The 25,963-nt window shown below is 58.9% G+C and carries 20 protein-coding genes; 5 read left to right on the top strand and 15 right to left on the bottom strand.

Going from position 1 to position 25,963, the window contains the following annotated elements; all coding sequences use genetic code 11:
- Positions 1–59 precede the first annotated feature (59 nt).
- The 13 genes from BZK31_RS19980 to mtnA form a co-directional block, all read right to left on the bottom strand.
- Complete coding sequence (locus BZK31_RS19980; RefSeq protein WP_083184749.1) at positions 60–2,054, bottom strand: polysaccharide biosynthesis protein; 1,995 nt, start codon at positions 2,052–2,054, stop codon at positions 60–62.
- 98 nt (positions 2,055–2,152) lie between these two features.
- A complete protein-coding gene (locus tag BZK31_RS19975; RefSeq protein WP_083184747.1) occupies positions 2,153–3,169 on the bottom strand; it encodes an MraY family glycosyltransferase in 1,017 nt (338 codons plus the stop codon).
- Entirely contained in the window at positions 3,162–4,139 is a 978-nt protein-coding gene (locus BZK31_RS19970) for a UDP-glucose 4-epimerase family protein (RefSeq protein WP_083184745.1), read from the bottom strand. Before BZK31_RS19970 ends, BZK31_RS19975 begins: the two co-directional genes overlap by 8 nt.
- 216 nt (positions 4,140–4,355) lie before the next feature.
- Positions 4,356–5,780, bottom strand: coding sequence for an MBL fold metallo-hydrolase (locus tag BZK31_RS19965; protein WP_083184744.1), 1,425 nt, complete (start codon positions 5,778–5,780; stop codon positions 4,356–4,358).
- 390 nt (positions 5,781–6,170) lie between these two features.
- The gene (locus tag BZK31_RS19960) at positions 6,171–6,422 is read right to left on the bottom strand and encodes a LapA family protein (protein ID WP_083184743.1); all 252 of its coding nucleotides are present in this window, start codon (positions 6,420–6,422) and stop codon (positions 6,171–6,173) included.
- Positions 6,423–6,446: 24 nt separating this feature from the next.
- Positions 6,447–6,743 carry an integration host factor subunit beta gene (ihfB, locus tag BZK31_RS19955; RefSeq protein ID WP_003369729.1) on the bottom strand — a complete coding sequence of 99 codons (297 nt, stop codon included), beginning with the start codon at positions 6,741–6,743 and terminating at the stop codon, positions 6,447–6,449.
- A gap of 295 nt (positions 6,744–7,038) precedes the next feature.
- A complete protein-coding gene (gene rpsA / locus BZK31_RS19950) occupies positions 7,039–8,724 on the bottom strand; it encodes a 30S ribosomal protein S1 (RefSeq protein ID WP_025261287.1) in 1,686 nt (561 codons plus the stop codon).
- A gap of 122 nt (positions 8,725–8,846) precedes the next feature.
- Positions 8,847–9,536 (bottom strand): (d)CMP kinase, encoded by a 690-nt coding sequence (gene cmk, locus BZK31_RS19945; protein WP_083184741.1) that lies wholly within the window; start codon positions 9,534–9,536, stop codon positions 8,847–8,849.
- Positions 9,533–11,125, bottom strand: a complete 1,593-nt coding sequence (locus tag BZK31_RS19940; RefSeq protein WP_415639604.1) for a prephenate dehydrogenase/arogenate dehydrogenase family protein — start codon at positions 11,123–11,125, stop codon at positions 9,533–9,535. The genes cmk and BZK31_RS19940 overlap by 4 nt, the downstream gene beginning before the upstream one ends.
- An 87-nt stretch (positions 11,126–11,212) precedes the next feature.
- On the bottom strand, positions 11,213–12,307 hold the full coding sequence (pheA, locus tag BZK31_RS19935) for a prephenate dehydratase (protein ID WP_083184737.1): 1,095 nt from the start codon (positions 12,305–12,307) through the stop codon (positions 11,213–11,215).
- Positions 12,307–13,392: a 3-phosphoserine/phosphohydroxythreonine transaminase gene (serC, locus tag BZK31_RS19930; protein ID WP_083184735.1), complete on the bottom strand. Its 1,086-nt coding sequence runs from the start codon at positions 13,390–13,392 to the stop codon at positions 12,307–12,309. Before serC ends, pheA begins: the two co-directional genes overlap by 1 nt.
- A gap of 150 nt (positions 13,393–13,542) precedes the next feature.
- A complete protein-coding gene (gyrA, locus tag BZK31_RS19925; RefSeq protein ID WP_083184733.1) occupies positions 13,543–16,326 on the bottom strand; it encodes a DNA gyrase subunit A in 2,784 nt (927 codons plus the stop codon).
- 304 nt (positions 16,327–16,630) lie between these two features.
- Positions 16,631–17,707, bottom strand: coding sequence for an S-methyl-5-thioribose-1-phosphate isomerase (gene mtnA, locus BZK31_RS19920; RefSeq protein ID WP_083184731.1), 1,077 nt, complete (start codon positions 17,705–17,707; stop codon positions 16,631–16,633).
- A gap of 117 nt (positions 17,708–17,824) precedes the next feature.
- Here mtnA and BZK31_RS19915 point away from each other — a divergent pair, with 117 nt between their 5' ends.
- From BZK31_RS19915 to BZK31_RS19895, 5 genes are all read left to right on the top strand, one after another.
- Complete coding sequence (locus tag BZK31_RS19915) at positions 17,825–19,165, top strand: TRZ/ATZ family hydrolase (protein ID WP_083184729.1); 1,341 nt, start codon at positions 17,825–17,827, stop codon at positions 19,163–19,165.
- Positions 19,166–19,249: 84 nt separating this feature from the next.
- Complete coding sequence (gene ubiG, locus BZK31_RS19910) at positions 19,250–19,948, top strand: bifunctional 2-polyprenyl-6-hydroxyphenol methylase/3-demethylubiquinol 3-O-methyltransferase UbiG (protein WP_083184727.1); 699 nt, start codon at positions 19,250–19,252, stop codon at positions 19,946–19,948.
- A 3-nt stretch (positions 19,949–19,951) separates the two neighbouring features.
- Positions 19,952–20,623: an N-acetylmuramic acid 6-phosphate phosphatase MupP gene (mupP, locus tag BZK31_RS19905; RefSeq protein WP_083184726.1), complete on the top strand. Its 672-nt coding sequence runs from the start codon at positions 19,952–19,954 to the stop codon at positions 20,621–20,623.
- 27 nt (positions 20,624–20,650) lie between these two features.
- Complete coding sequence (locus BZK31_RS19900; protein WP_083184724.1) at positions 20,651–21,391, top strand: YciK family oxidoreductase; 741 nt, start codon at positions 20,651–20,653, stop codon at positions 21,389–21,391.
- Between the two features lie 302 nt (positions 21,392–21,693).
- On the top strand, positions 21,694–22,620 hold the full coding sequence (locus tag BZK31_RS19895; protein ID WP_083184722.1) for a GGDEF domain-containing protein: 927 nt from the start codon (positions 21,694–21,696) through the stop codon (positions 22,618–22,620).
- 30 nt (positions 22,621–22,650) lie between these two features.
- Here the strand turns inward: BZK31_RS19895 and BZK31_RS19890 are convergent, their stop codons facing one another.
- Both BZK31_RS19890 and BZK31_RS19885 read right to left on the bottom strand, forming a co-directional pair.
- On the bottom strand, positions 22,651–23,436 hold the full coding sequence (locus BZK31_RS19890) for an iron-containing redox enzyme family protein (protein ID WP_083184720.1): 786 nt from the start codon (positions 23,434–23,436) through the stop codon (positions 22,651–22,653).
- Between the two features lie 30 nt (positions 23,437–23,466).
- Entirely contained in the window at positions 23,467–25,929 is a 2,463-nt protein-coding gene (locus BZK31_RS19885; RefSeq protein WP_083184718.1) for an EAL domain-containing protein, read from the bottom strand.
- Between the last annotated feature and the right edge of the window lie 34 nt (positions 25,930–25,963).

Genomic DNA, 25,963 nt, shown 5'->3' with positions numbered 1-25,963 from the left:
TTTCAATACATGCCAACCACGTAAACATAAGGCTGTCGACGATACGTCATCAAGTAACATCAGGTTTCGCTGCGACGCTCTTGATACATCCAGTCCACAATCTCACCTTCCGGCGCATAGCCGCTCACTGTTTCACGAAGTAACTGACGAACACTGGTGTAATCATCACGGTCCACCGCATCGAGCAACTTCGTCAGCCTGCCTTTAAGTACATCCCAAGGCAAATAATCTTCAGTGGCACTCATGATCATCGGGTGTTCGGTGGCCACGACGTTATCGCCGATCAGCAGCTCCTCGTAGAGTTTTTCGCCAGGACGCAGCCCGGTGAAATCAATGGAGATATCGCCGTGCGGATTCTTCTCGGAGCGGATACTGAGGCCGGAAAGGTGGATCATCTTCTCAGCCAGCTCAATGATCTTGACCGGCTCCCCCATGTCCAGGACGAACACGTCGCCACCATGGCCCATGGATCCGGCCTGGATCACCAGCTGCGCCGCTTCCGGGATGGTCATGAAATACCGGGTGATCTTGGGATGAGTAACGGTCAAGGGCCCGCCAGACTGGATCTGCTTGTGAAACAGCGGAATCACCGACCCCGAAGACCCCAGGACATTGCCGAAACGAACCATGGTGAAGCGGGTCTTGTTGACCTGATAAACATTGGACTTGTCGCCGAAAATGACCGGCGCGGTCTCTCGGCTGAGCGCCTGCAGGATGAGCTCTGCAAGGCGCTTGGTGCTGCCCATGACGTTGGTCGGCCTGACGGCCTTGTCCGTGGAGATCAGGACAAAATTGGAAACACCGGCCTGCAGCGCCGCCTGGGCCGTATTGAGTGTACCTACTACGTTATTGATCACACCTTCGGCAATGTTGTGCTCGACCATGGGCACGTGCTTGTAAGCTGCGGCGTGATAAACCGTATCGACCTTCCAGGCCTTCATGATCGCCAACAGTTTGGAGTGATTGCGCACCGAGCCCAGAATGGGCAGCAACTTGACGCTCAGCGACTCACGCGACGAACGCTGCTCCAGTTCCGAGACGATGCTGTAGAGATTGAATTCACTGTGATCGAGCAACAACAGTTTGGTCGGGCCCAGCAGCAGGATCTGTCGGCACAACTCGGAACCGATCGACCCACCGGCGCCCGTCACCAATACAGTCTGACCCTTGATGCAGTGCTCCAGCAGGTTGTCCCGAGCCGGCACTGAATCGCGCCCCAGCAGGTCAGCGATGTCGACTTCCTGCAGGTCGTCTACCTTGACCCGCCCGGCCGCCAGGTCCATGAATCCCGGAACGCTTCGCACGTGCAGCGGAAAACCTTCCAGAAAACCCAGAATCTCGCGGCGGCGGCCACGCGATGAAGACGGGATGGCCAGCAGAATTTCCTGGGCTCCGGTGGAGTCGATCATTCGCTGGATATGTTTGGGCTTGTAGACTTGAAGACCGGAAATCACCCGGTTCGAGATGGATTCGTCGTCATCGATGAAGGCCACCGGGTGCATGACTCTACCCATCCGCAAGGCGGCGACCAATTGGTTACCAGCCGCTCCGGCACCATAGATGGCAACCTTCTGTAAACCGTTGTCGCTCTTGGCAAACGGCACGTGCTGGGCCGCGGCAAACCAGTCACCGAGGAAATACTGCCGCATCGCCAGGCGCAGTCCGCCGATCATGACCATGCTCAACCACCAGTAGTTGAAAATGACCGAGCGCGGCACCAGTTGCTGATGGTTGCTGTAGACATAAACCATACAGCCCAAAATAAGTGAGGAAAGCGTGACTGCCTTGATGATCGCGATCAACGCGTCGTTGCCGAAATACCGCATGACCGCGCGATACATGCCGAAGCGTATGAACAGCGGGATGGCCGCCAGCGGCGCGCTGATGAACAGCCAGGTGTGCTTTTCCAGCGGATTGATCAGCTCATCGATTCCCAGGCGGACGACGAACGACATCCACAGAGCGGCCCAGACCAGGAGAACGTCAGCAGCAACCTGAATTATCCGCTTTTTGCGACGCGGCAGCGCCAGCAGAAAAGCTCGTAACTTGCTCATCAATTCGTCAACACTCCTTCGCCTTTGTCGTTAACCGCCACTGAACACCGTTGTCGCCACGCCACTCCACGTACTAGGACACTGAAGATCATATTTAGTTAAGGCGCTTCCGCCTGACCTGCATTAAACCTGACGGCCAGAATGCCCAACGGCACATAGGCAAGAACGATCGCTGTCATTCCGTCTGCACCTGCCAAGGCCACCCACAGGGCGATGGGAAGCAACCAGACAAGGTTTATCAGCCCCACCGCCAGCGTCACCGGAAGATGCCGACCGTAACGACGGGAGGCGAACTGATAGGCGTGACTGCGATGCGCTTCATAGACTTTTTCTCCACGTAACAATCGGCGCAAGAGCGTGACCGTGGCATCCACGACAAACACACCCAGCAGAATAAGCCAGGCCCAGAATAGCTGAGGTGAGGCCCAGGCTGCCTGAACGGAAAGTATTCCGAGGACAATCCCCAGAAACCCGCTGCCGGCGTCGCCCATGAATATGCGTGCAGGGGGAAAATTCCAATAGAGAAACCCGACGACCGAGGCCGCCAGCAGCAACGGTCCCCAGAGTAGCTCATTGAAGCCGCTCAGGCTGTAAACAAGACTGATGCCGCCGCAGACGGTCACCGCCTCGACGCTGGCCAGCCCGTCAATACCGTCCATGAAGTTATACAGATTGAGCATCCAGACCAGATAGAAGGCCGTGAGTATCTGACCCAGCACGCCCAGATTGACCGTCGTACCCATGAACTCGAGCGGCGCCAGTCCGCCCGACGCCACCAAGGCCCAGATTGCAGCCGCAAAGTGCCCCAGCAATCGCCAGCGCGCAGCGATGTGGCCGTGGTCGTCCATGAAACCGATCACTGCAACCAGGCCACCGGCACCCACCACGGCCACTGTGGAGGCAAGCGGCATCAATCCGAGCCCTGCCAGCACGAGCATCGCCAGGATGAACGCGACGACGATCGAAACACCTCCACCACGAGGCGTCGGAATGGAATGCGAGCTGCGGGCGTTGGGAACATCCATCAGGCTTCTGGACAACGCGTATTTGCGAAGCAGCGCCGTCAGTATCAGAGAAAGCAACGCGATGATCGCAACTGACAGCCACTCAAGCATGTGTGTGTTCCATATAGTACCGGGCCGTCTCTTGCAGAGCGTTTTCAGGTTTTACGGGAGGCACCCAATCGAGCACTTCACAGGTTTTTCTAATATCCACCTGCAGGGAGCCACACAGTCGCTGCGAAAATTCCTTTTTGCCAATCAGTGCCGCGGCACGTTGCAACATCCAGGCCGGAACAGGTAGAAGTCGGACAGGCTTGCCCATGGCGTGGCCCAGCACTTTCAACAGCCCGGTCGTGGAAAGGTCCTGCCCATCGCTGACCAGGAAGGTCTGCCCCGCTGCTGCCGGATGACTTATGCACGTCACGACCAGATCCACCAGATTCCCTACTGCCACCAGACTTCGACGGTTATTGATCGCACCGAGCGGCAGGGGCACGCCTTTGTCCAGCCAGCGCATCATGTTCAGAAAATTCGCCTTGACCCCAGGCCCGTAGACCAGCACCGGACGAATGATCACCACGTCCATGCCGGTACGAGCGGACAGCTCGCGCAACCCCTGCTCAGCCTGGTACTTGGACGATCCATACGGGTCGAGAGGATTACAGGCATCGTCAGCCGTGAACGGTCGGCCCGGCAAGGTGACTTCACCGTTGACCTTGATGGAACTGAGGAAAATGAAACGTCTGACACCGGCCGCAGCCGCCTGCTCTGCCAGGTTCAGCGTTGCAGCGACATTGGCACGAACGTATTCCTGCTCGGGTTGTGTGGCAGCGTCGTTCAATACATGAACGCGGGCCGCGCAATGAATCACCACCTCGGCATCGGTTAAGAACGAGGCCCATTGATTGTCTGGCGCAAGCGACTCAACGGTGACTACGTCTACACGCTCACTGGATTGACTGTACGGACCACGCACCGCAACCCGTACCCGGCACGCAGTGTTTTCCATCAAATGACGAACGACAGCGCTGCCCACGAAGCCTGTTGCACCTGTTATCGCAACCCATGCAGCCTCATCGTTCATATCGCAACGCCTTGTCAAAGCATGCGAATATTACTGACGTATGACTTTTTAGCAACTGTATTTACTTGCCGGGCATTCACTAAACGAGTCAACAGGTCGCCGACTCACACATCAATACTCCATGCGTTTAAATGCAGCAAACCGCGAGACGAAGGGTCATTAACGGGGCATAAATACTTCATTTAATAACTCGGCAGTTGTTCCATACCTGTCCACTCAAGGAATAATCAACTCCACTGCGCGCTTTTGAAGCGAATATTTGCGTGCAAGTACCTGACCCAATGTCTTCTTCGCTGCTGCATCACCATGCACCAGACGTATCTGCTCAGGCCATCGATCCATACCGGTCACGAACTCTACCAGGCCCGCCTGATCGGCGTGTGCCGAGTAACCACTCACCGTAGAAACGCCAGCACGGATATCGAAGCGCTCACGATCAAGCTCCACGTACCCGCCTTCAGGACCATGGGCCTGAATGGCCGCCCCCGGCGTACCCTTGGCCTGATAACCGACGAAGAGAACATTGTGGCGGCGGTCGCCGAGCATGGCCTTGAGGTAATTGACGATGCGCCCTCCGGCACACATGCCGCTGCCCGCAATGACGATCGCCGGCCGCGCTGTGCTGGCGAGATAGTTGAGGGTCTGCAGATGACTGGCATGCGTATCGATGGTGATCAACTGAGCGAAGCTCAGCGGCGCCCGACCCTGCTCGAGACGCTCACGGGCATCCGCTTCCCAGTAGTCGGCAAAAGACCGGTAAAGGCTGGTGAACCTGCTGGCCAGCGGCGAGTCGAGGATGATTGGCAACTGTGGCCAGTCGACGCTCGACACCTCACTGCCCAAGGGGTCGGCAGCCTGTGCCGAGAGTCCCTTTCTGTGCAGGATATCCTCCAGCTCGTAAAGAAGCTCTTGCGTCCGCCCGATACTGAACGCCGGGATCAGCACCGTACCCTTGTCTTCCAGCGCCTTTTCTATGAGCTGCTCAAGGCGCTGCTGACGCGTACTGCGATCTTCATGCAGGCGATCGCCATAGGTTGACTCCAGCACCAGAACATCCGCACTTTCGGGTGACTTGGGTGGAGGTAGAAACGGCGTGTGCGAGGCGCCGAGATCCCCGGAAAACACCACTCGTTGCGAACGGTTTTCCAGCGGATACGTCACGTCGCACTCGATGTAGGCCGAGCCCAGAATATGGCCCGCCCGCTGCAACCTGACCCGGCAGCGTAGCGACTCGGTGGCGATCAGGTCGAACCAGATGTCGAAAGGCAGGGCAATGACCCGTTTGCGAATGGCCTCAAGATGACGATCAATCTGCGCCTGATCATGCTCGAACTCGATCTTGAGCATATCCTCCATGACCAGCGGCAATAGATGGGCACTGGGCTCACTGCACAGAATCGGCCCCTTGTAGCCGCTCGCCAGCAACTCGGGAATACGTCCGACGTGGTCATTGTGTACATGAGTGACCAGCAGCGCCTTGATACCGGACGCAGAGAACCCGAATGCAGCATCACCGTTGTTCGCCGTTTGCGTAGAACCACAATCGATCAACAGACTGTTTACCGCATCCAGGCACAACTGATGACACGAGCCCGTCACGGCGTGTATTGCGCCGTGATGTACGAGTTTGGGATAAGACATTCAACTACCTTTGTGTAAAGCCAATAACTTTCTGGCAAACGACCCGTTTTGTGAGCCGGGTGTATTCTGCACTCGAAAACAGGCCATTCAAGTCTTGACACAAAAGCTCTGCAGCGATAGCGAAAACCTCCGCATTCGACACGACGACCGGCCTGCCAAGTAAACCGGGCATCCAATACGCCGCCCATATTTTTTCCCACAGCTAACTACGGGCATCCCGCAATTAGAGAAGAAAGTTCTTACAAAACTATAAACACAGATAACTACTGCAAAAGAACTTTCCCACAGGCATATATGCGTAGACCCACGCCATACCGCGTGCTGGAGAACAGAAAAAGAGAGACAACCAAGAGGTTACAACTGCCGGGTGAGCACCCGGCGAAGCACGATCTACTCAGACTTGAGAGATCGAGCGTAAGAAGGACGTTTCTTGCGCAGGCTGGCAATCCATGCGAGTACCGGACCGATCAGCATGCCCAGCAACAACGCCAGTACGACAGGCACGGCAAAGGGAAGCTGCGGCGCTGACCAGCCGAACAGGATCAGGTCGACAGGCTGCCGATTTTCAAGCACGAAGACTGTGGTGAACAACACGACCACCAGCACAACGGCGATCAGAATGACTCGTTTGAAGATACGCATCGGGTGATCCTTCGATTTACGATTTCAGAGGCCTTCTTCTTCGTCCTCATTGACGCGATCACGCAATTCCTTGCCTGGCTTGAAGTGAGGGACAAATTTACCGTCCAGACTGACCGACTGGCCGGTCTTGGGGTTACGTCCTACGCGAGGCGCACGGTAATGCAGGGAGAAGCTGCCAAATCCACGAATCTCGATACGGTCACCCGTTGCGAGGCACTGGGACATTTGTTCAAGCATGGTCTTGATGGCCAACTCGACATCCTTGGATGAGAGCAGCCCTTGATGGGTGACAATTCGTTCGATCAACTCCGACTTCGTCATATTTTTCCCTTCTTTTTCAAGCAGCTAGGTCAGCGCTCCGAAGGTTTTAGCATGGCCGGATGAATTTGAACAGCCCATCTCTTGACTTATGTGAACCATTGTCAAGCGCCTGCACACGCATGACGAGTGTGTGACAACAGTGCGCAGGTAACAGGGGTTGATGCGAACGCACGAAAGACGCGGCCTGGGAGGCTGCTGGAGAGAATCGAGGCATGTCCCCGTGCGGAGGAAAGACTCAAAACGCAGACGTAAAAAAGGGCGACCGAAGTCGCCCTTTTTAATGGCCAGACAGAACTTAGTTCTGCTTTTCCATTTGCGCGCGCAGCAGGTCACCAATGGTGGTAGGACCAGTGCTTTCAGCGGCTTCAGGCTTGCTACGCAGGCTCTGAATGGCTTCTTTCTCGTCTTCAACGTCTTTCGACTTGATGGACAAGCTGATTACGCGGCTCTTGCGGTCAACGCTGATGATCTTGGCTTCGATCTCTTCGCCTTCTTTCAGAACGTTACGTGCGTCTTCAACGCGGTCACGGCTGATTTCGGAGGCTTTGAGGGTCGCTTCGATATCGTCGGCCAGAGTGATGATGGCGCCTTTGGCGTCAACTTCTTTCACTGTACCGCGAACGATTGCGCCTTTGTCATTGACAGTGACGTACTCGGAGAACGGATCGCTTTCCAGCTGCTTGATGCCCAGCGAGATACGCTCACGCTCTGGATCAACAGACAGGATGACGGTGTCGAGCTCGTCGCCCTTCTTGAAGCGACGTACGGCTTCTTCGCCCACTTCGTTCCAGGAGATGTCGGACAGGTGAACCAGACCGTCGATGCCGCCGTCCAGACCAATGAAGATACCGAAATCGGTGATCGACTTGATGGTGCCGGAGATCTTGTCGCCCTTGTTGAACTGGCCAGAGAAATCTTCCCACGGGTTAGATTTGCACTGCTTGATGCCCAAGGAGATACGACGACGCTCTTCGTCGATGTCCAGAACCATGACTTCCACTTCGTCGCCAACCTGAACGACTTTGGATGGGTGGATGTTCTTGTTGGTCCAGTCCATTTCCGAAACGTGTACCAGGCCTTCCACGCCTTCTTCCAGCTCTGCGAAGCAGCCGTAGTCGGTCAGGTTGGTGACACGCGCAGTAACGCGGGTGCTTTCCGGGTAGCGAGCCTTGATAGCAACCCATGGATCTTCGCCCAGTTGCTTCAGACCCAAGGAAACACGATTGCGCTCGCGATCGTACTTCAGGACCTTTACATCGATCTCGTCGCCAACGTTGACGATTTCCGATGGATGCTTGATGCGCTTCCAGGCCATGTCGGTAATGTGCAGCAAGCCATCGACACCACCCAGATCGACGAATGCGCCGTAATCGGTGAGGTTCTTGACGATACCTTTGACTTGTTGACCTTCCTGCAGGGACTCGAGCAGAGCTTCGCGCTCGGCGCTGTTCTCGGCTTCCAGGACGCTGCGACGGGAAACGACAACGTTGTTGCGCTTCTGGTCCAGCTTGATGACCTTGAACTCGAGCTCTTTGCCTTCCAGGTGAGTCGTGTCGCGCACAGGGCGAACGTCAACCAGAGAACCAGGCAGGAACGCACGGATGCCGTTAACGTCGACAGTGAAGCCGCCTTTAACCTTACCGTTGATAACGCCCTTGACCACTTCTTCAGCTGCGAAAGCTGCTTCCAGAACAATCCAGCACTCGGCGCGCTTGGCTTTTTCGCGGGACAGCTTGGTTTCGCCAAAGCCGTCTTCGACCGCGTCCAGCGCAACGTGCACTTCGTCACCGACCTTGATGGTCAGCTCGCCAGCGTCGTTGTAGAACTGCTCGAGCGGGATGACGCCCTCGGACTTCAGGCCAGCGTGTACAGTTACCCAATCGCCGTCGATGTCGACAACGATACCGGTAATGATTGCGCCCGGCTGAAGGTTCAGGGTTTTTAGGCTTTCTTCAAAAAGTTCTGCAAAGCTTTCGCTCATTTTAATTCCTGTTGATCAAGGGCGAAGAATACGCCCATCTGCCACGCTCCAGACAACGTGGGTTTCGTTCATATGAAAGGAAGCCTGCAGGACGGGGTCTGGTCTCCTGCATGGCTCCTTGATCATCCGGCGATATCGCGCAGGGCGACTTCACTCAGGATGCGTTCCAGCACCTGCTCGATGGACAATTCGGTGGAATCCAGCTGTATGGCGTCGTGCGCCGGCTTGAGCGGGGCTACCGCTCGCTGGGTGTCACGCTCGTCGCGTGCACATATCTCATCTAGCAGACTCGACAGACTAACATCATCGCCCTTGGCCTTCAACTGCAAGTAACGGCGTCGTGCTCGCTCCTCGGCGCTCGCCGTGAGGAAGATTTTCAGTGGTGCGTCCGGAAACACCACGGTCCCCATGTCGCGACCGTCCGCCACCAGACCCGGCTCTTCCTGAAAGGCGCGCTGACGCTGCAACAGGGCATCGCGCACCGCTGGCAGCGAAGCCACCTGCGATGCACCGCTGCCGATCTGCTCGTTGCGAATCGCGTGAGTCACGTCTTCGCCTTCAAGCACGATGCGCTGCCCCTGCCCGGACACTGAGGCCTCGAACTGCACATCCAGATGAGCCGCTAACAGCTTGAGGGCTTCTTCATTGGTCAGATCGACGCCATGATTGCGGGCCGCGAAGGCCAGCAGGCGATAAAGCGCGCCCGAATCGAGCAGGCACCAGCCCAGTTTGGCGGCCAACAGCCCGGCGACAGTGCCTTTGCCCGAACCGCTGGGTCCGTCGATGGTTATAACAGGTGCTTTGATCTTCACTTTTTGTCCTCTTGCGCTACATGCATGCCGACTTGAGCGCACAGCGCCAGAAAATTGGAAAACGATGGAGCGACGTTTGCGCAATCATGAATATGAACCGGTGCATCCGCCCGCAAGGCCGCGACGCTAAACGCCATGGCGATACGCTGGTCGTCGTGAGCGTCGATCTGGCCACCGCTCAACGGACCGCCTTCGATAATGATGCCATCGGAAGCCATCTCGACCTCGACACCCAGCACAGTCAGGCCATCGGCCATGAGCCGCACCGCCTCAAGTTCGCGGCCTCGCAATTCCTGCGCACCGCGCAGAATGGTACGCCCTTCCGCACAGGCTGCGGCAATACACAGTTGAGGAAATTCGCCCAGGGCCAGAGGCACCAGCGCCTCAGGGATGTCAGTACCTCTTAGCCGCGCGGAACGCACGTGCACGTCGGCAACGGTCTCCATAGCCTGCTCGCGAACATCGTGCAACACGATATCGCCGCCCATCAGGCGCAGGATGTCGATGACCCCGGTGCACGCCGTGTTCATGCTCACCGCTTCAAGCAGCAGATCGGCGGAATCACTGACCGATGCCGCCACCATGAACAACGCAGCGGAGGCAGTGTCCATCGGGCCGTCAATGCGATGAGCGGCCTTGTCTGCGGCAACGCCGTGCACGGCGGACAGCTCGCCGGCCTTCGCCTCGCCACGGGCGCGCAACGCCAGAATCCTGCCGAAATGCTCGCGAGCCGCCTTGGCGCGGGTGAATACACTCAGCAACTGATGACCGTCGCCAGCACTGACTGCATCGCGCAAGGCATCGAGGTCGCTGCGAAAGGTGTCGAGCGTTCGCAGCACGGCGTCGCGGTTGGCGAGAAAGATGTCATGCCACATCACCGGATCACTGCCCGCAATACGCGTGAAGTCCCGGAAACCGCCCGCCGCATAGCGAAAAATCTCCAGATTTTCGTTGCGCTTGGCCAGCGAATCCACCAGACCGAACGCCAGCAGGTGCGGCAAGTGACTGGTCGCGGCCAGCACTTCATCATGGCGCTCGACCTGCATATGCTCGACATCGGCACCGAGCGCCGACCACAGACGATCAACCAGCGCCACCGCGTCGACGTCGGTTTCGGCCAACGGCGTCAGAATGACTTTGTGACGCCGAAACAACCCGGCGTTCGAGGCTTCGACGCCGCTCTGTTCGGAGCCTGCGATCGGGTGCCCCGGCACGAAGCGCGACGGCATCTGGCCGAACGCCAGGCGAGCCGCGCGGACCACATTGCCCTTGGCGCTGCCGACATCGGTCAACACGGCGCTGCCCAGATCGAGGGGTGCCAGCAGTGCCAGCAACTTTTCCATCGCCAGAATGGGCACCGCCAGTTGAATAACGTCGGCGCCACAGCAGGCAGCCGCCAGATCTTCTTCACAGCGGTCGACCACGCCCAGCTCGACTGCCAGCTCGCGCGACTGTGGATCGAGATCGACGCCGACCACTTCCCGGCACAGACCGCTTTCGCGCACACCCTTGGCAAAGGAACCGCCGATCAAACCGAGGCCGACCACCACCAGACGCCCGATGAGCGGGCCGGTCGCTTGCTCTGACATGACTTCAGCCACGTGCGATTACCTGAAAACCGTAAAGGTTTCCGTGCCCCTTGAGGGCGAAAAAAAGGTTATTCATGCATCGCCCCTTCACAGAACCGCTTTCGGGTAGGAACCCAGCACCTTCAAGGCAACGGCTTCGTGACTGATCTGTTCGAGAACCGCCTTGACCAGCGGGTCCTGGTGATGGCCCACGAAATCGATGAAGAACACGTAGGTCCACTTGCCACTGCGCGAAGGGCGGGTTTCGATGCGAGTCAGGTCCAGACCGTTTTCATGGAACGGCACCAGCAGTTCATGCAAGGCACCCGGCTTGTTGCTCATCGAAACGATGATCGAAGTCTTGTCGTCGCCGGTCGGTGGGACTTCTTGATTACCGATGATGAGAAAGCGCGTGGAGTTGTCCGGGCGGTCCTCGATTTTTTCGGCCAGACGGGTCAGGCCATACAGCCCGGCCGCCATGTCACCGGCGATGGCGGCGGAATTCCACTCACCCTTGACGCGCTTGGCCGCCTCGGCATTGCTGGCCACGGCGACACGCTCGACATTCGGGTAGTGGGCGTCCAGCCACTTGCGGCACTGGGCTAGCGACTGAGCATGCGAGTAGATACGCGAGATGCTTTCGGTCTTGGTGCTTTCACCGACCAGCAAGTGATGGTGAATGCGCAGCTCGACTTCGCCGCAGATGACCATGTCGTGCTCGAGGAAACTGTCGAGGGTGTGATTGACCGCGCCCTCGGTGGAGTTTTCCACCGGCACGACGCCAAAGTTCACCGCGCCGGCCACCACTTCACGAAACACTTCATCGATCGCAGCCATCGGCATGCTGATCACCGCATGACCGAAGTGCTTCATGGCCGCAGCTTGCGTGAAGGTCCCTTCCGGCCCCAGATAGGCCACTTTCAACGGCTGCTCGAGCGCCAGGCAGGACGACATGATTTCGCGGAACAGGCGCGCCATCTCCTCGTTGCTCAAAGGACCGCGATTGCGCTCCATGACGCGCTTGAGCACCGCAGCTTCGCGCTCGGGACGATAGAACACAGGCGCCTCGCCCTCGGCCAGGGACGACATCTTGACCCGGGCAACTTCCTGAGCACAGCGAGCGCGCTCGCTGATCAGCTCCAGAACCTTTTCGTCGAGGCTGTCGATACGGACGCGTAGCGCCTTGAGTTCCTGTTCGGACATCAGCCGTGCTCCTTCTCGAAGTCTTTCATGTAGGCGACCAGTGCATTGACTGCATGGATGTCCACCGCGTTGTAAATGGAAGCGCGCATGCCGCCAACCGAACGATGGCCTTTCAGGTTGAGCAGGCCGGCAGCATCCGCCCCCGCCAGGAACGGCTTGTCCAGCCGGTCGTCAGCCAGACGGAACGGCACGTTCATCCACGAGCGGTCAGGCTTGTTGATGGGGTTGCTGTAAAGCTCGCTGGCATCAATGAAGTCATACAACGTGCGCTGCTTGATATCATTGAGCTTGCCGATCGCCTCGACGCCGCCCTGCTCCTTGAGCCATTCGAAGACCAGCCCGGACAGGTACCACGCCAGCGTTGGCGGCGTGTTGTACATCGAGCCATTGTCGGCCGCGACCTTGTAGTTGAGCATGGTCGGGCACAGCGAGCGCGCGCGGCCCAGCAGGTCTTCACGGATGATGACCACCACCACACCACTCGGACCGATGTTTTTCTGGGCACCCGCGTAGATCATGCCGAAACGCGAGATGTCCACCGGACGCGACAGAATGTCCGAAGACATGTCAGCCACCAGCGGCACATCACCGGTTTCCGGAATCCAGTTGAATTCCAGGCCACCAATGGTTTCGTTCGGCGCGTAGTGAACGTAGGCCGCATCCTTGGACAGCTGCCATTCATTCTGACCGGGAATGGCGAAGTAATCGTAGGCCTTGGCACTGGCGGCCACATTGACGGTGCCGTAACGCGAGGCTTCTTCGATCGCCTTCTGCGACCAGATGCCGGTGTCGATGTAATCGGCCTTGCCGTTTTCAGGCAGCAGGTTCAGCGCAATCTGCGCAAACTGCTGGCTGGCACCGCCCTGCAGGAACAGCACTTTGTAATTGGAGGGAATGGACAGCAGGTCACGCAGATCCTGCTCCGCCTTGCTGGCGATGGAGACGAACTCATCGCTGCGGTGACTCATTTCCATGACTGACAGGCCTTTGCCATGCCAATCCAGAAGTTCAGCCTGGGCACGCAGCAGAACAGCTTCAGGAAGCGCAGCAGGACCTGCGCAGAAGTTAAAGGCTCGCTTGCTCATATCCACTCTCGTCAAATACGTTTGGGTCTGTACGCATATTCTCTGCATAAGGCTGGCCATTCGACCGGCCGAATGCCGTAAGGGCTGGACTTGCCTGCAGTGCACATGCACTACCAGACGAGCCAGCCCTTATCTGTTTTACATCACAGCTCAGCCTTGCGAGTCATCGTCTTCCGGCGCAGCGTCGACTTGCACGTCGTCACCGGCATCATCGAGTTCAGAAACATCGGCTGCCAGAACGTCAACGCCCTCTTCGCCTTCCAGCAGTTCCTGGCCTTCCACCTCGGAAGGCTCCTGAACACGCTCCAGACCTACCAGTTTTTCGTCACTGGCCAGCTTGATCAGGGTAACGCCCTGCGTGTTACGACCCAGGCTCGACACTTCGTCGACCCGAGTACGCACCAACGTGCCCTGATCGGAGATCAGCATGATTTCCTCGCCATCGAGCACCTGAACCGCACCGACCAGACGGCCGTTACGCTCGTTGCTCACCATGGCGATCACGCCCTGGCCGCCACGCTTGTACTCAGGGAACTCGGAAATGGCCGTACGCTTGCCGTAACCACGCTCGGAAGCGGTCAGGATCTGGCTGCCCTCTTCCGGAATCAGCATCGAAATCAGCTTCTGCCCTTCCGGCAGACGCATACCGCGCACACCGCGAGCGGTACGGCCCATGGCGCGAACGTCGGACTCCTTGAAGCGCGTGACCTTGCCGCCGTCGGAGAAGAGCATGATTTCCTGCTCGCCGTCGGTGATGGCGGCGGAGATCAGGATGTCGCCTTCGTCCAGTTCCAGCGCGATCAGACCGACACTACGCTGACGGCTAAAGGCTACCAGCGGGGTTTTCTTGACCGTACCATTGGCCGTGGACATGAAGATGAACGGTGCCTTCTTCTTGTCGGCAGCCTTGATGCGCGCCTTGCGCTCTTCTTCGGTCTCGTTGCTGTTTTCCGCGTCGTCCAGCTCGCCTTCGAGGGCTTCGCCTTCTTCGTCGGCACGCTTGCGCATGGCTTCCAGATCGACCGGCAGCATGGTAGTGATGTATTCGCCATCACTGAGCGGCAGCAGGTTGACCAGCGGACGACCACGAGCGGCACGCGAGGCTTCCGGAATCTCGTAGGTCTTGAGCCAGTACACCTTGCCTTTACTGGAGAACATCAACAGCGTGGTGTGGCTGTTGGCAACCAGCAGGTGAGCGATGTAATCCTCATCCTTGATACCGGTCGCCGACTTGCCCTTGCCGCCACGGCGCTGCGCCTGATAGACCGCCAGAGGCTGGGTCTTGGCATAGCCACCATGGGAAATGGTCACGACACGCTCTTCTTCGGTGATCAGATCACCCAGGGTCAGGTCCAGACGCGCATCGAGAATCTCGGTGCGACGGGCGTCGCCGTATTCGGAGCGGATCAGTTCCAGCTCTTCGCGAATGACTTCCATCAGGCGCGTGGCGCTGTTCAGGATGCGGATCAGTTCGCCGATCTGGGTGAGGATTTCCTGATACTCGCCCAGCAGCTTCTCGTGTTCCAGACCGGTCAGACGGTGCAGACGCAGTTCCAGAATGGCCTGAGCCTGTTCTGGCGACAGGAAATACTTGCCGTCGCGCAGACCGTATTGCGGATCGAGGTTTTCCGGACGGCACGAATCGGCACCGGCGCGCTCGACCATCTCGACCACCGCACTCGATTCCCAAGGCGTGCTGATCAGCCCTTCCTTGGCTTCGGCCGGCGTCGGCGAGGCCTTGATCAGTGCAATGACCGGATCGATGTTGGACAGCGCAACCGCCTGACCTTCAAGGATGTGGCCACGCTCACGGGCTTTGCGCAGTTCGAAGACGGTACGGCGGGTGACGACTTCGCGACGGTGACGCACGAAGGCTTCCAGCAGGTCCTTGAGGTTCAGGATCCGCGGACGGCCGTCGATCAGCGCCACGATGTTGATGCCGAACACGCTTTGCAGTTGAGTCTGGGCGTAGAGGTTGTTGAGGATGACCTCAGGCACTTCGCCACGACGCAGCTCGATGACCACACGCATGCCGTCCTTGTCGGACTCGTCGCGCAGTTCGGTGATCCCTTCGAGCTTCTTCTCCTTGACCAGCTCGGCGATCTTCTCGATCAAACGCGCCTTGTTCAGCTGGTACGGCAGCTCGGTAATGACGATCTGCTGGCGACCACCGACCTTGTCGATGTCTTCGACGATCGAGCGGGCACGCATGTAAATGCGACCGCGACCGGTACGATAGGCTTCGATGATGCCGGCACGACCGTTGATGATCGCGGCCGTCGGGAAGTCGGGGCCGGGGATATATTGCATCAACTCGTCGACCGTCAACTCGGGGTTGTCGATCAGTGCCAGGCAACCGTCGATGACTTCACCCAGGTTGTGCGGCGGAATGTTGGTCGCCATGCCCACGGCGATACCGCTGGAGCCGTTGACCAGCAGGTTGGGAATACGGGTCGGCATGACCGCGGGGATCATTTCGGTGCCGTCGTAGTTCGGCACCCAGTCCACGGTTTCCTTGTGCAGGTCGGCCAGCAGCTCGTGAGCCAGCTTGGTCATGCGCACTTCGGTGTATCGCATCGCCGCGGCGTTGTCGCCATCGACCGAACCGAAGTTGCCCTGGCCGTCGACCAGCAGGTAACGCAGCGAGAACGGCTGAGCCATACGAACGATGGTGTCATAGACAGCCGTGTCGCCGTGCGGGTGGTACTTACCGATCACGTCACCAACCACACGGGCGGATTTCTTGTACGGCTTGTTCCAGTCGTTGCCCAGCTCGCTCATCGCGAACAACACGCGCCGGTGCACGGGCTTCAAGCCATCGCGCGCATCCGGCAGAGCTCGACCGACGATAACGCTCATTGCGTAGTCGAGGTAGGACTGTTTCAGCTCGTCTTCGATATTGACCGGGAGGATTTCTTTGGCCAGTTCGCCCATGAGAAGCCTGATTCCTTTTTCTGGTGAAACCTCGCAAACCCATTCGGGGTAAACGAAGCTCGCCGCTGCCAGCATGTGCGGGGCAACGACTTACGACAAATCAATGAGTTAAGACTTGGATCTGCGCAGTGCGGGAGGCTAACAATAGCGTCCCTGGAAACCGCCGGATGTTACCACAATCGCCGAGGCGCTCACATCCTTTGCAAGCGCTGAAAACGAGCCATGTACGCGCAGGACGCCTGAGAGGCGCTTACAGGCCCGTTCAAACACGACGCGCTCGGGAAAAGCGCGAAGACATGAAATTTCAATGAAGATGCTTGCGGCTCATCAATTGCGCCATCTTGGCCGTATCGGGACGTTCAACGATGCCCTTTTCGGTCACGATGGCATCGATCAGGTCCGCAGGCGTCACGTCGAACACCGGATTGAACGCATCGATCTCGGCACCGACGCGCTGACCACCGACTTCAAGCAATTCGCGGCCGTCGCGTTCTTCAATGACGATGTCCTCGCCGCTGGCCATCTCCATGTCGATGGTCGAACTCGGCGCCACCACCATGAAGCGCACGCCGTGGTGCATTGCGGCAACCGCCAGCTGATAAGTGCCGATCTTGTTGGCGACGTCGCCATTGGCAGTAATGCGGTCGGCACCGACGATGACCCAGGTGATGCCCTTGGTGCGCATCAGATGAGCGGCGGCGGAGTCGGCGTTCAGGGTCACCGGGATGCCTTCATTGGCCAGTTCCCAGGCGGTCAGTCGCGAGCCCTGCAGCCAGGGCCGGGTTTCGTCGGCGTAGACACGCTCGATCATGCCTTCCAGATGGGCTGCGCGAATCACGCCCAGCGCCGTGCCGAAACCACCGGTCGCCAAGGCACCGGTGTTGCAGTGGGTCAGAACGGTCTGCAGATTGCCCTGATTCTTGCGGATCAGGTCTGCACCGAGCTGTGCCATGGTCAGATTGGCTTCGCGGTCGCTCAGGTGAATGGCCACGGCTTCGGCCTCCAGCACGGCCAGCGGATCGTCGGTGGCTTTCAGGCGTTGCAGACGATCACGCATCCGGTTCAGCGCCCAGAAGAGGTTGACGGCCGTGGGACGTGAATCCGCCAACTGGCGAAAATCGTCTTCCAGCGCCAGCTTCCAGTCGCCACCGACGGCAACGCGGGCCCGGGCGCCGAGCACCACGCCATAGGCTGCACTGATACCAATGGCCGGTGCGCCGCGCACCACCATCGAACGAATGGCCTCGGCCACCCCCGCTGCGCTGGTGTAGGCGTGCCAGGTTTCCTCGAACGGCAGCACCCGCTGGTCCAGCAGGTACAGAGCGTCATCCCGCCAATCGATGGCCTTTACCTTCTCCGCAGCCAACAGTCGATCGCGCATCGCCCACTCCATCTTGAAATCCAAAGCCAGAATCAAAAGCGGCTGATTATAGCGAGCCGCCCGCCAAGACGCTCGGGTATACTTCGCCATCACCGTAATAAGCCATGGAAACCTGTCATGCCGAACGCCACAGCACCGCTCGACCTTTTGCTCCTGCCCACCTGGCTGGTGCCGGTCGAGCCCGCAGGCGTGGTTCTCAAAGACCACGGCATCGGCATTCGGGACGGGCTCATCGTTTATATCGGACCCAGAGCAGAGGCGTTGAAGCAGACCGCGACGCAGGTGCAGGAGTTGCCGTACGCCCTGCTCAGCCCCGGCCTGATCAATGCCCACGGCCATGCCGCGATGACCCTGTTCCGTGGACTGGCGGACGATCTGCCGCTGATGACCTGGCTGCAAGACCACATCTGGCCGGCCGAAGGCAAATGGGTCGACGAGGATTTCGTCCGCGACGGAACCGATCTGGCCATCGCCGAGCAACTCAAGGGCGGGATCACCTGTTTCTCGGACATGTACTTCTACCCCAAGGTGGCCGCTGACCGTGTTCACGTCAGTGGGATCCGCGCGCAGATCACGGTGCCGGTGCTGGATTTCCCGATCCCGGGCGCCCGGACCACCGATGAAGCCTTGCACGCCGGTATCGAGCTGTTCAACGATCTGGCGCACCATCCGCGCATCAGAATCGCTTTCGGCCCGCACGCCCCGTACACCGTCGGCGATGAGAACCTGGAAAAGGTCAGGGTCATCGCCGACGAACTCGACGCGATGATTCAGATGCATGTGCACGAGACCGCCTTCGAAGTCGAGCAGGCGGTGGAACAGCACCAGGAACGGCCGCTGGCACGCCTGCATCGCCTGGGCCTGCTTGGCCCGCGCTTCCAGGCCGTGCACATGACGCAGATCAGCGACGACGACCTCGCCCTGCTGGTCGAAAGCAACACCAGCATCATTCATTGCCCCGAATCCAACCTGAAACTGGCCAGTGGCTTCTGCCCGGTGGAGCGCCTGTGGCAAGCCGGCGTCAACGTGGCCGTCGGCACGGACGGGGCCGCCAGCAACAACGATCTGGATCTGCTCGGAGAAACCCGAACCGCCGCCCTGCTGGCCAAGGCCGTTGCCGGTTCGGCCACGGCGCTCGATGCCCACCGCGCACTGCGCATGGCCACCCTCAATGGCGCACGTGCCCTGGGCATTCAAGGTGAAACCGGCTCGCTGGAGCTGGGCAAGGCCGCCGACATGGTTGCGTTCGACCTGTCTGGGCTTGCCCAGCAGCCGATCTACGATCCGGTTTCCCAGCTTATATACGCAACCGGGCGTGACTGCGTGAGCCACGTGTGGGTCGCAGGCAAACAGTTGCTCGACAATCGCCGCCTGACCCGGATGGACGAACAGGCGCTGCGTGACACTGCCGTGGCCTGGGGCCGGCGCATCTCGGGCCAGAGCGAAGAAACTCGCTGACCGATAAAAACGAACACATGACGGCCTGGCCTATCTATAAGCCAGACCGATGAAAACGAATTTTGAGTTCAAGAGGGATACCCCATGAGCAACGTCGACCGCGCAGAAATCGCCAAATTCGAGGCCCTGGCCCATCGCTGGTGGGACCGCGAGAGCGAATTCAAGCCGCTGCACGATATCAACCCGTTGCGCGTCAACTGGATCGACGAACGCGTCAATCTGGCTGGCAAGAAGGTACTCGACGTCGGTTGCGGCGGCGGCATCCTGAGTGAGGCCATGGCCTTGCGTGGTGCAACCGTGACCGGCATCGACATGGGCGAAGCGCCTTTGGCCGTTGCCCGGTTGCATCAACTGGAATCGGGCGTCAGCGTTGAATATCGGCAGATTACCGCTGAAGACATGGCCGAACAAATGCCCGAGCAGTTCGACGTCGTGACCTGCCTCGAGATGCTGGAACACGTGCCGGACCCTTCTTCGGTAATCCGCGCCTGCTACCGCATGGTCAAACCGGGCGGCCAGGTGTTCTTCTCGACCATCAACCGCAACCCGAAAGCCTACCTGTTCGCCGTGGTCGGTGCCGAGTACATCCTGGGCCTGCTGCCGCGTGGCACTCACGACTTCAAGAAATTCATCCGCCCTTCCGAGCTGGGTGCGTGGAGCCGCGACGCCGGCCTGCAGATCAAGGACATCATCGGCCTGACCTACAACCCGCTGACCAAACATTACAAGCTGGCTTCGGATGTGGATGTCAATTACATGATCCAGACGCTTCGGGAGGCCTGAGGCATGCGCTTGAGAGCGGTTTTATTCGACATGGACGGCACGCTGCTCGACACCGCACCGGACTTCATCGCCATTGCCCAGGCGATGCTGGCCGATCGTGGTTTTCCGGTGGTGTCGGACAAGCTGATTCGCGACGAGATCTCCGGTGGCGCCAAGGCCATGGTTGCAGCGACGTTCGCCATGTCGCCCAACGAGCCGGAGTTCGAAGCGCTGCGCCTGGAGTTCCTTGAACGCTATCAACGCGACTGCGCGGTGCATAGCAAGCTGTTCGATGGTATGGCCGAGCTCTTGGCCGACATCGAAAAGGCCGGCCTGATCTGGGGCGTGGTGACCAACAAACCCGTGCGTTTCGCCCAGCCCATCATGGAGCAGCTCGGTCTTTCCGAGCGTTCGGCGCTGCTGATCTGCCCGGATCATGTCACCCACAGCAAGCCTCATCCCGAGCCGCTGATCCTGGCCTGCAGCAGGCTGGATCTGGACCCGGCCAGCGTCCTGTTCGTCGGTGACGATCTGCGCGACATCGAATCCGGACGCGATGCGGGCACCCGAACGGCCGCCGTGCGCTACGGTTATATCCACCCTAACGACAATCCCGATCACTGGGGTGCCGACGTCGTGGTCGATCATCCGCTGGAACTGCGCAAGGTGCTGGACAACGCCCTGTGCAGTTGCTGAGCCACCGACAATCGTTTGAGGTTTTTCATGTTTGATTATTCCGCTCGCCCGGACCTGCTCAAGGACCGGGTGATTCTGGTCACCGGCGCAGGCCGGGGCATCGGCGCCGCCGCTGCCAGAACCTATGCGGCGCACGGCGCCACGGTCCTGCTGCTGGGCCGGACCGAAAGCAGCCTGACCCGCATCTACGACGAGATCGAAGCCGCCAATCAGCCTCAGCCGGTGGTCATTCCGTTCGACCTGGAAACCGCCCTGGCACCGCAGTACGAAGAGCTGGCGACCATGATCGAAACCGAGTTCGGTCACCTCGATGGCCTGTTGCACAACGCTTCGATCATCGGTCCGCGCACCCCGCTCGAACAGCTTTCCAGTGAGGAGTTTGCCCGGGTGATGCACGTCAACGTCAATGCGACGTTCATGTTGACACGCGCGCTGCTGCCGCTGCTCAAACGCTCCGAGGATGCATCGGTGGCGTTCACGTCGAGCAGCGTCGGGCGCAAGGGCCGTGCGCACTGGGGCGCCTACGGCGTATCGAAGTTCGCCACTGAAGGCCTCATGCAGACGCTGGCCGATGAGTTGCAGGATGTCGCCGCCGTACGCGCCAACAGCATCAACCCCGGCGCAACGCGTACCGACATGCGCGCCCAGGCCTACCCGGCCGAGAACCCGCTGAACAATCCGACGCCCGAAGACATCATGCCGGTCTACCTGTACCTGATGGGCCCGGACAGTAAGGGCATCAACGGTCAGGCTCTGAACGCCCAGTGACCGGCGTGACACACGCTGAAACAGCGCCGTTTCTGCGGGTTCGCGCCCGCAGCAAAACGGTATTGCCCCATCGATAAACCCAAGCCGTCATGAACGCGGGCAATCTGACGGCCGCGCTTTCCCTGCGACTCAAAAAGCCCGGCCAGTCGCAGTTTCCGTCAACAAAATGTCGCGCCGATAATTGTCTGAGCGTTCAGTAATTCGCTAACCCGCTGATTTTTAATATTTCCCGTCTAATGAACCGAATGGCACGACTTTCGCTCTAACCCTGCCAAGCCTGTAACGTGCTGAGGAGCGAAGAGATGAGTTCTCCTACCCAGACCCATGCTATCGATTTCGATACCGCCAGGCTGCAATGCCTCGGTTTCCGGAATCGTCCCAATGCCGAGCTGCCGCCCCTGACGTTGCCTGAACTGGTCAAACAATTGGGGCTGCAATTGCAGACCAGCCTGGAAGCCGAACGAATTCTGACCTTGTTCTTTCAAGGGGTTCAGCGACTGATTCCGCTGGAAGGTCTGGTATATCGCCATGCAGACAGCGATCTGCAACTGCGCTTGGGTGAAAACTCATTCCACATCACTGACTTTCATTTACGTCATGAAGGCGAGGACATTGGGCAGCTTGAATTTCAGACCGCTCAGCCCATTGACGAGCCTCGGCTGCATGATCTGGAAACGCTGCTGGCCTGCCTTCTGTATCCGCTGCTGAACGCCCTGCTGTATCGAATCGCGACCCAGAGCGCGCTCCGCGATGCCCTGACCAGCACTGGCAACCGGATTGCAATGGACCAGAACCTGGCCCGGGAAGTGGACATATCGCGCCGACACAAACAGCCCTTGTCGCTGCTGATGCTGGACATTGACCACTTCAAGCAGGTCAACGACGGCTATGGCCATTACACAGGCGATCAGGTGCTCAAGAGCATTGCCCTGACCCTCAAAGGGCAATTGCGCAACATAGACCGGATATTTCGCTACGGCGGTGAAGAGTTCGTGGTGATTCTGGCCAACACCGACAGCGCCAGCGCTGCACTGGTGGGCGAACGCCTGCGTCAGGCCGTACGCGAACTGCGCTTCAAGGATTTCGATCCGGCCCTGATGATGACCGTGAGCCTGGGCTGCTCGACGCTGCTGTCAGCGGAGACCGCTGACAGCCTGCTACGCAGAGCGGACGATGCGCTTTATGCCGCCAAACGCGAAGGCCGAAACCGTCTGGCCATGGCCTGCTGAGGTCGGCGACGGCTCGCCTGTCGGACGCTGTCAGACAGGCTCGGCCGCAACACGCTCGCGTGACGGTTTGACCTTTTCCAACTGCATGCAGCGCTCCAGAAACAGGTACATGTAGTCGTAACTCTTGGTGGTTGCTTGACGCAACTCGGCCTGCAACTGTGTACTCGGATTATTACCCGCCAGCGTGCAGATAATCTCCAGCGCCTCCCAAGGGTGCGCATCATCGTACTGCGCATGCAGCTTGAGCCATTTCATGGCCTTCTTGCGCATATCGTCAGGGAACGCCTCGGCGTACGCACCGGTGGAGCACACCACCGCCGACCACTCCCCCGTTGCGCCTTCGATCGCATAATTGGTGGCCGCCATCGCGACCGCCAATGAATCCGATGAGCTGGTCTGCCAGCACCAATGGCTCAACGCATGCAACTCCGGGGCAACCTGCTGGGCGTGCAGATCGTCCAGCGACACGCCGTGGGCTGCACACCAGTTGACCCAGTAATCGGCATGATTGAGTTCGACGCGAATGTTGCGCATCAGCCAGCGGCGCGCCATGTCCTCGCCGGGATGGCGACCGAAGCGGGTCTTGGTCAAGTTCTTGGCCATGTACACGGCGAACTGCTCGACCACAGGCCAGCCGCCAATCAGGTAATGACGCATGATACGGGGACTGAGCGTCGCATCACGCATCTGCTGGTACAACTCGTGCTCAACCACGCGAGCCTTGGCAGCGCTGCAATCCTTGATCAGCTTCTGAGCCCAGGCCGGATAACTACTGGCTTCCATGAGCGGACCGGTTCTAGTGAAAGTGTCGATCACTGTGTAGCTCCTTATAGTGGCTTATACGGTTTAACTGAACGCTCCTGGTGAGCGGAACATTACGGGGTCGGGTCGTATGGGGTGTGTGTACAGACTTTCACACGTAAATAACTCAGGACGCCCGATCAGATAACCCTGAGCAAAATCCACGCCTATTTCCTCCAGGGCAGATTCGATCTGTGGTGTTTCTACAAACTCTGCAATGGTGCGCTTACCCATGACATGCCCAATATTGTTGATAACCTCGACCATGGCGCGATTGATCGGGTTGTCGAGCATGTCCTTGACGAAACTTCCGTCGATCTTGAGAAAGTCCACCGGCAAGTGTTTGAGGTAGGCAAACGACGACATGCCCGAGCAGAAATCGTCCAGCGAAAACAGGCAACCGAGCGACTTCAATTCATTGATGAATCGAATGGCGCTGCCCAGATCGGCGATCGCGCTGGTTTCGGTGATTTCAAAACAGATCATGTCAGGGGCCACACCAAACATTCTGAATTGCGACTTCAGATAATCCAGAAAGGCATCGTCACCGATGCTCGACCCGGACAGGTTGATCGCACACATGGCCTGCGGTGCCTGATGACGGTGCTCATTCGTGCAACTGGCAATGACCTGAAAAACGTTATGGACGACCCAACGATCAAGTGTAGTCATCAATCCATAACGTTCGGCAGCCGGAATGAAACTGTCCGGCGCGACCATACGTCCCGACTCGTCGCGCAGCCGCAGCAGAATCTCGATATGCCTCACCCCGTCACCCGGCTGCCTGATGGAGGCAATTTCCTGCGCAAACAGACAGAAGCGGTTTTCATCCATTGCGATATGAAGCCGTTGAATCCAGGCCATTTCACCCGAGCGAATCGACAGTGTCGTATCATCGGAACGGTACACCTGAACCCGGTTTCGGCCTTTTTCCTTGGCCATGTAGCACGCCATGTCCGCAGCGCAGAGCGAGGCTTCCAGCGTGGCGGGCGCATCACCCAGGTGCACCAGACCAATGCTGACGGTGGTGACGAACGGTCGACCTTTCCAGGTGAAGTGCAGGTTCTGCACAATCTGGCGAAGGGTTTCGGCAATTTCATGCGCCCTGTTCGCCGGGCAATCGACAAGCAGCACGCCGAATTCATCGCCGCCCAGCCGCGCCAGCGTGTCGCCGTCACGCAAGCCCTGTGGCAGCGCCTTGCACAGATGACGCAGCAGGTCGTCGCCGGCGGCATGACCGCTGGTGTCATTGACCAGCTTGAACTGATCGAGATCGAGGAACATCAGGCAATGGCTGCCCAAATCCGAGTGTGCGGCAGTAAGGACTTGCTGCAGGCGATACTCGAACTCGCTGCGATTGACCAGACCGGTCAGCGCGTCATGGGCCGCTTGCCACGCCAGGTTGGCGATGTACTGCCGCTCCTGAGTCATGTCGTGCAACACCAGCACCGCGCCGCTGATCACGCCTTCGGTGTAGATCGGCGAACCGACCAGCGCAACGGGCACCGTACTGCCATCGAGCCGCTGGATGAGCTTGGTATTGGCACTGCCGCCCTTCAGTTTTCCGCCAAGGATATGGTCGATCAGCGTCGAACTGTCGCGCTGATCGTTCTCATCCAGCAGATTGAACAAGGCTGCCAGCGGCAAGCCGTTGGCCTGGGCGTTTTTCCAGTGGGTGAGCCCTTCGGCAGCCGGATTCATGTAAACGATCGCGCCTTTGACATCCGTGGTGATCACGCCGTCGCCAATCGACTCCAGCGTGATCTGCGCCCGCTCGCGCTCCACCTGCAGAGCGTCGGCAAACAGGCGGCGCTGAGCGATCAGTTTGCGTACGCGCAAGAACGCCAGCAGGATCAGCACGAACGCCGTGACCAGGTTGATCACCACCAACAGCCTGAGAATGAACCGTGAGCCCTCCCCCAGCGCGTCGCTGAACGCCTTCGCAGCCGGTGCCACGCCCTCATTGATGGCGTTGATCCGGGCGCGCCATTGCTCGACCTCGACAGGCGTCACGCCGCCCGCCCGGACCCGGTCATGAATCTCGCCAGCCAGACCGTCGAGCTGCATCAGATAGCTGTCGCCGACCTTCCAGTGATGAATGGCGGTTTTCATGAAGCTGAAATTATGGAAATTCAGGTACATCCAGATGATCCCGGACGCATCGTCGGGATGATTGCCGCCCTGCAGAATCGCGGCCCGTGCGTCGGACAGGGACGGAACCGGCTTGTTGAGTGCCTCGCGCAGGGCATGTCCGCCCTGCGGAACCGCGAAAGCCTCCTGGTACTTCAGGTAATCACCCTCGTCATGCCAACTGGCGTAAAGACCGAGGTAATGAATGGCGTCCTTCTGGCCCTTCGACCAAAGGCTCTCACCCACCACATAGCTGCGCACTGCGGACATCGTATAAAGGCTGACACACCCCAACAGCGCCTGGAATAACGCCACCGCTATGAACGGCCATACGATGCCTGTCAGACGAGGCTTGGAAAAGGTCCACGGCTGCTTCATGGGTTTGCGTCACCACATGTCTGAATGATCGTGC

It is taken from the genome of Pseudomonas floridensis (assembly GCF_002087235.1).
In the GTDB taxonomy this organism is placed as follows: Bacteria; Pseudomonadota; Gammaproteobacteria; order Pseudomonadales; family Pseudomonadaceae; genus Aquipseudomonas; species Aquipseudomonas floridensis.
The sequence above is the reverse complement of the archived record's forward strand: the minus strand, read 5'-3'. Positions and strand labels throughout refer to the sequence as shown.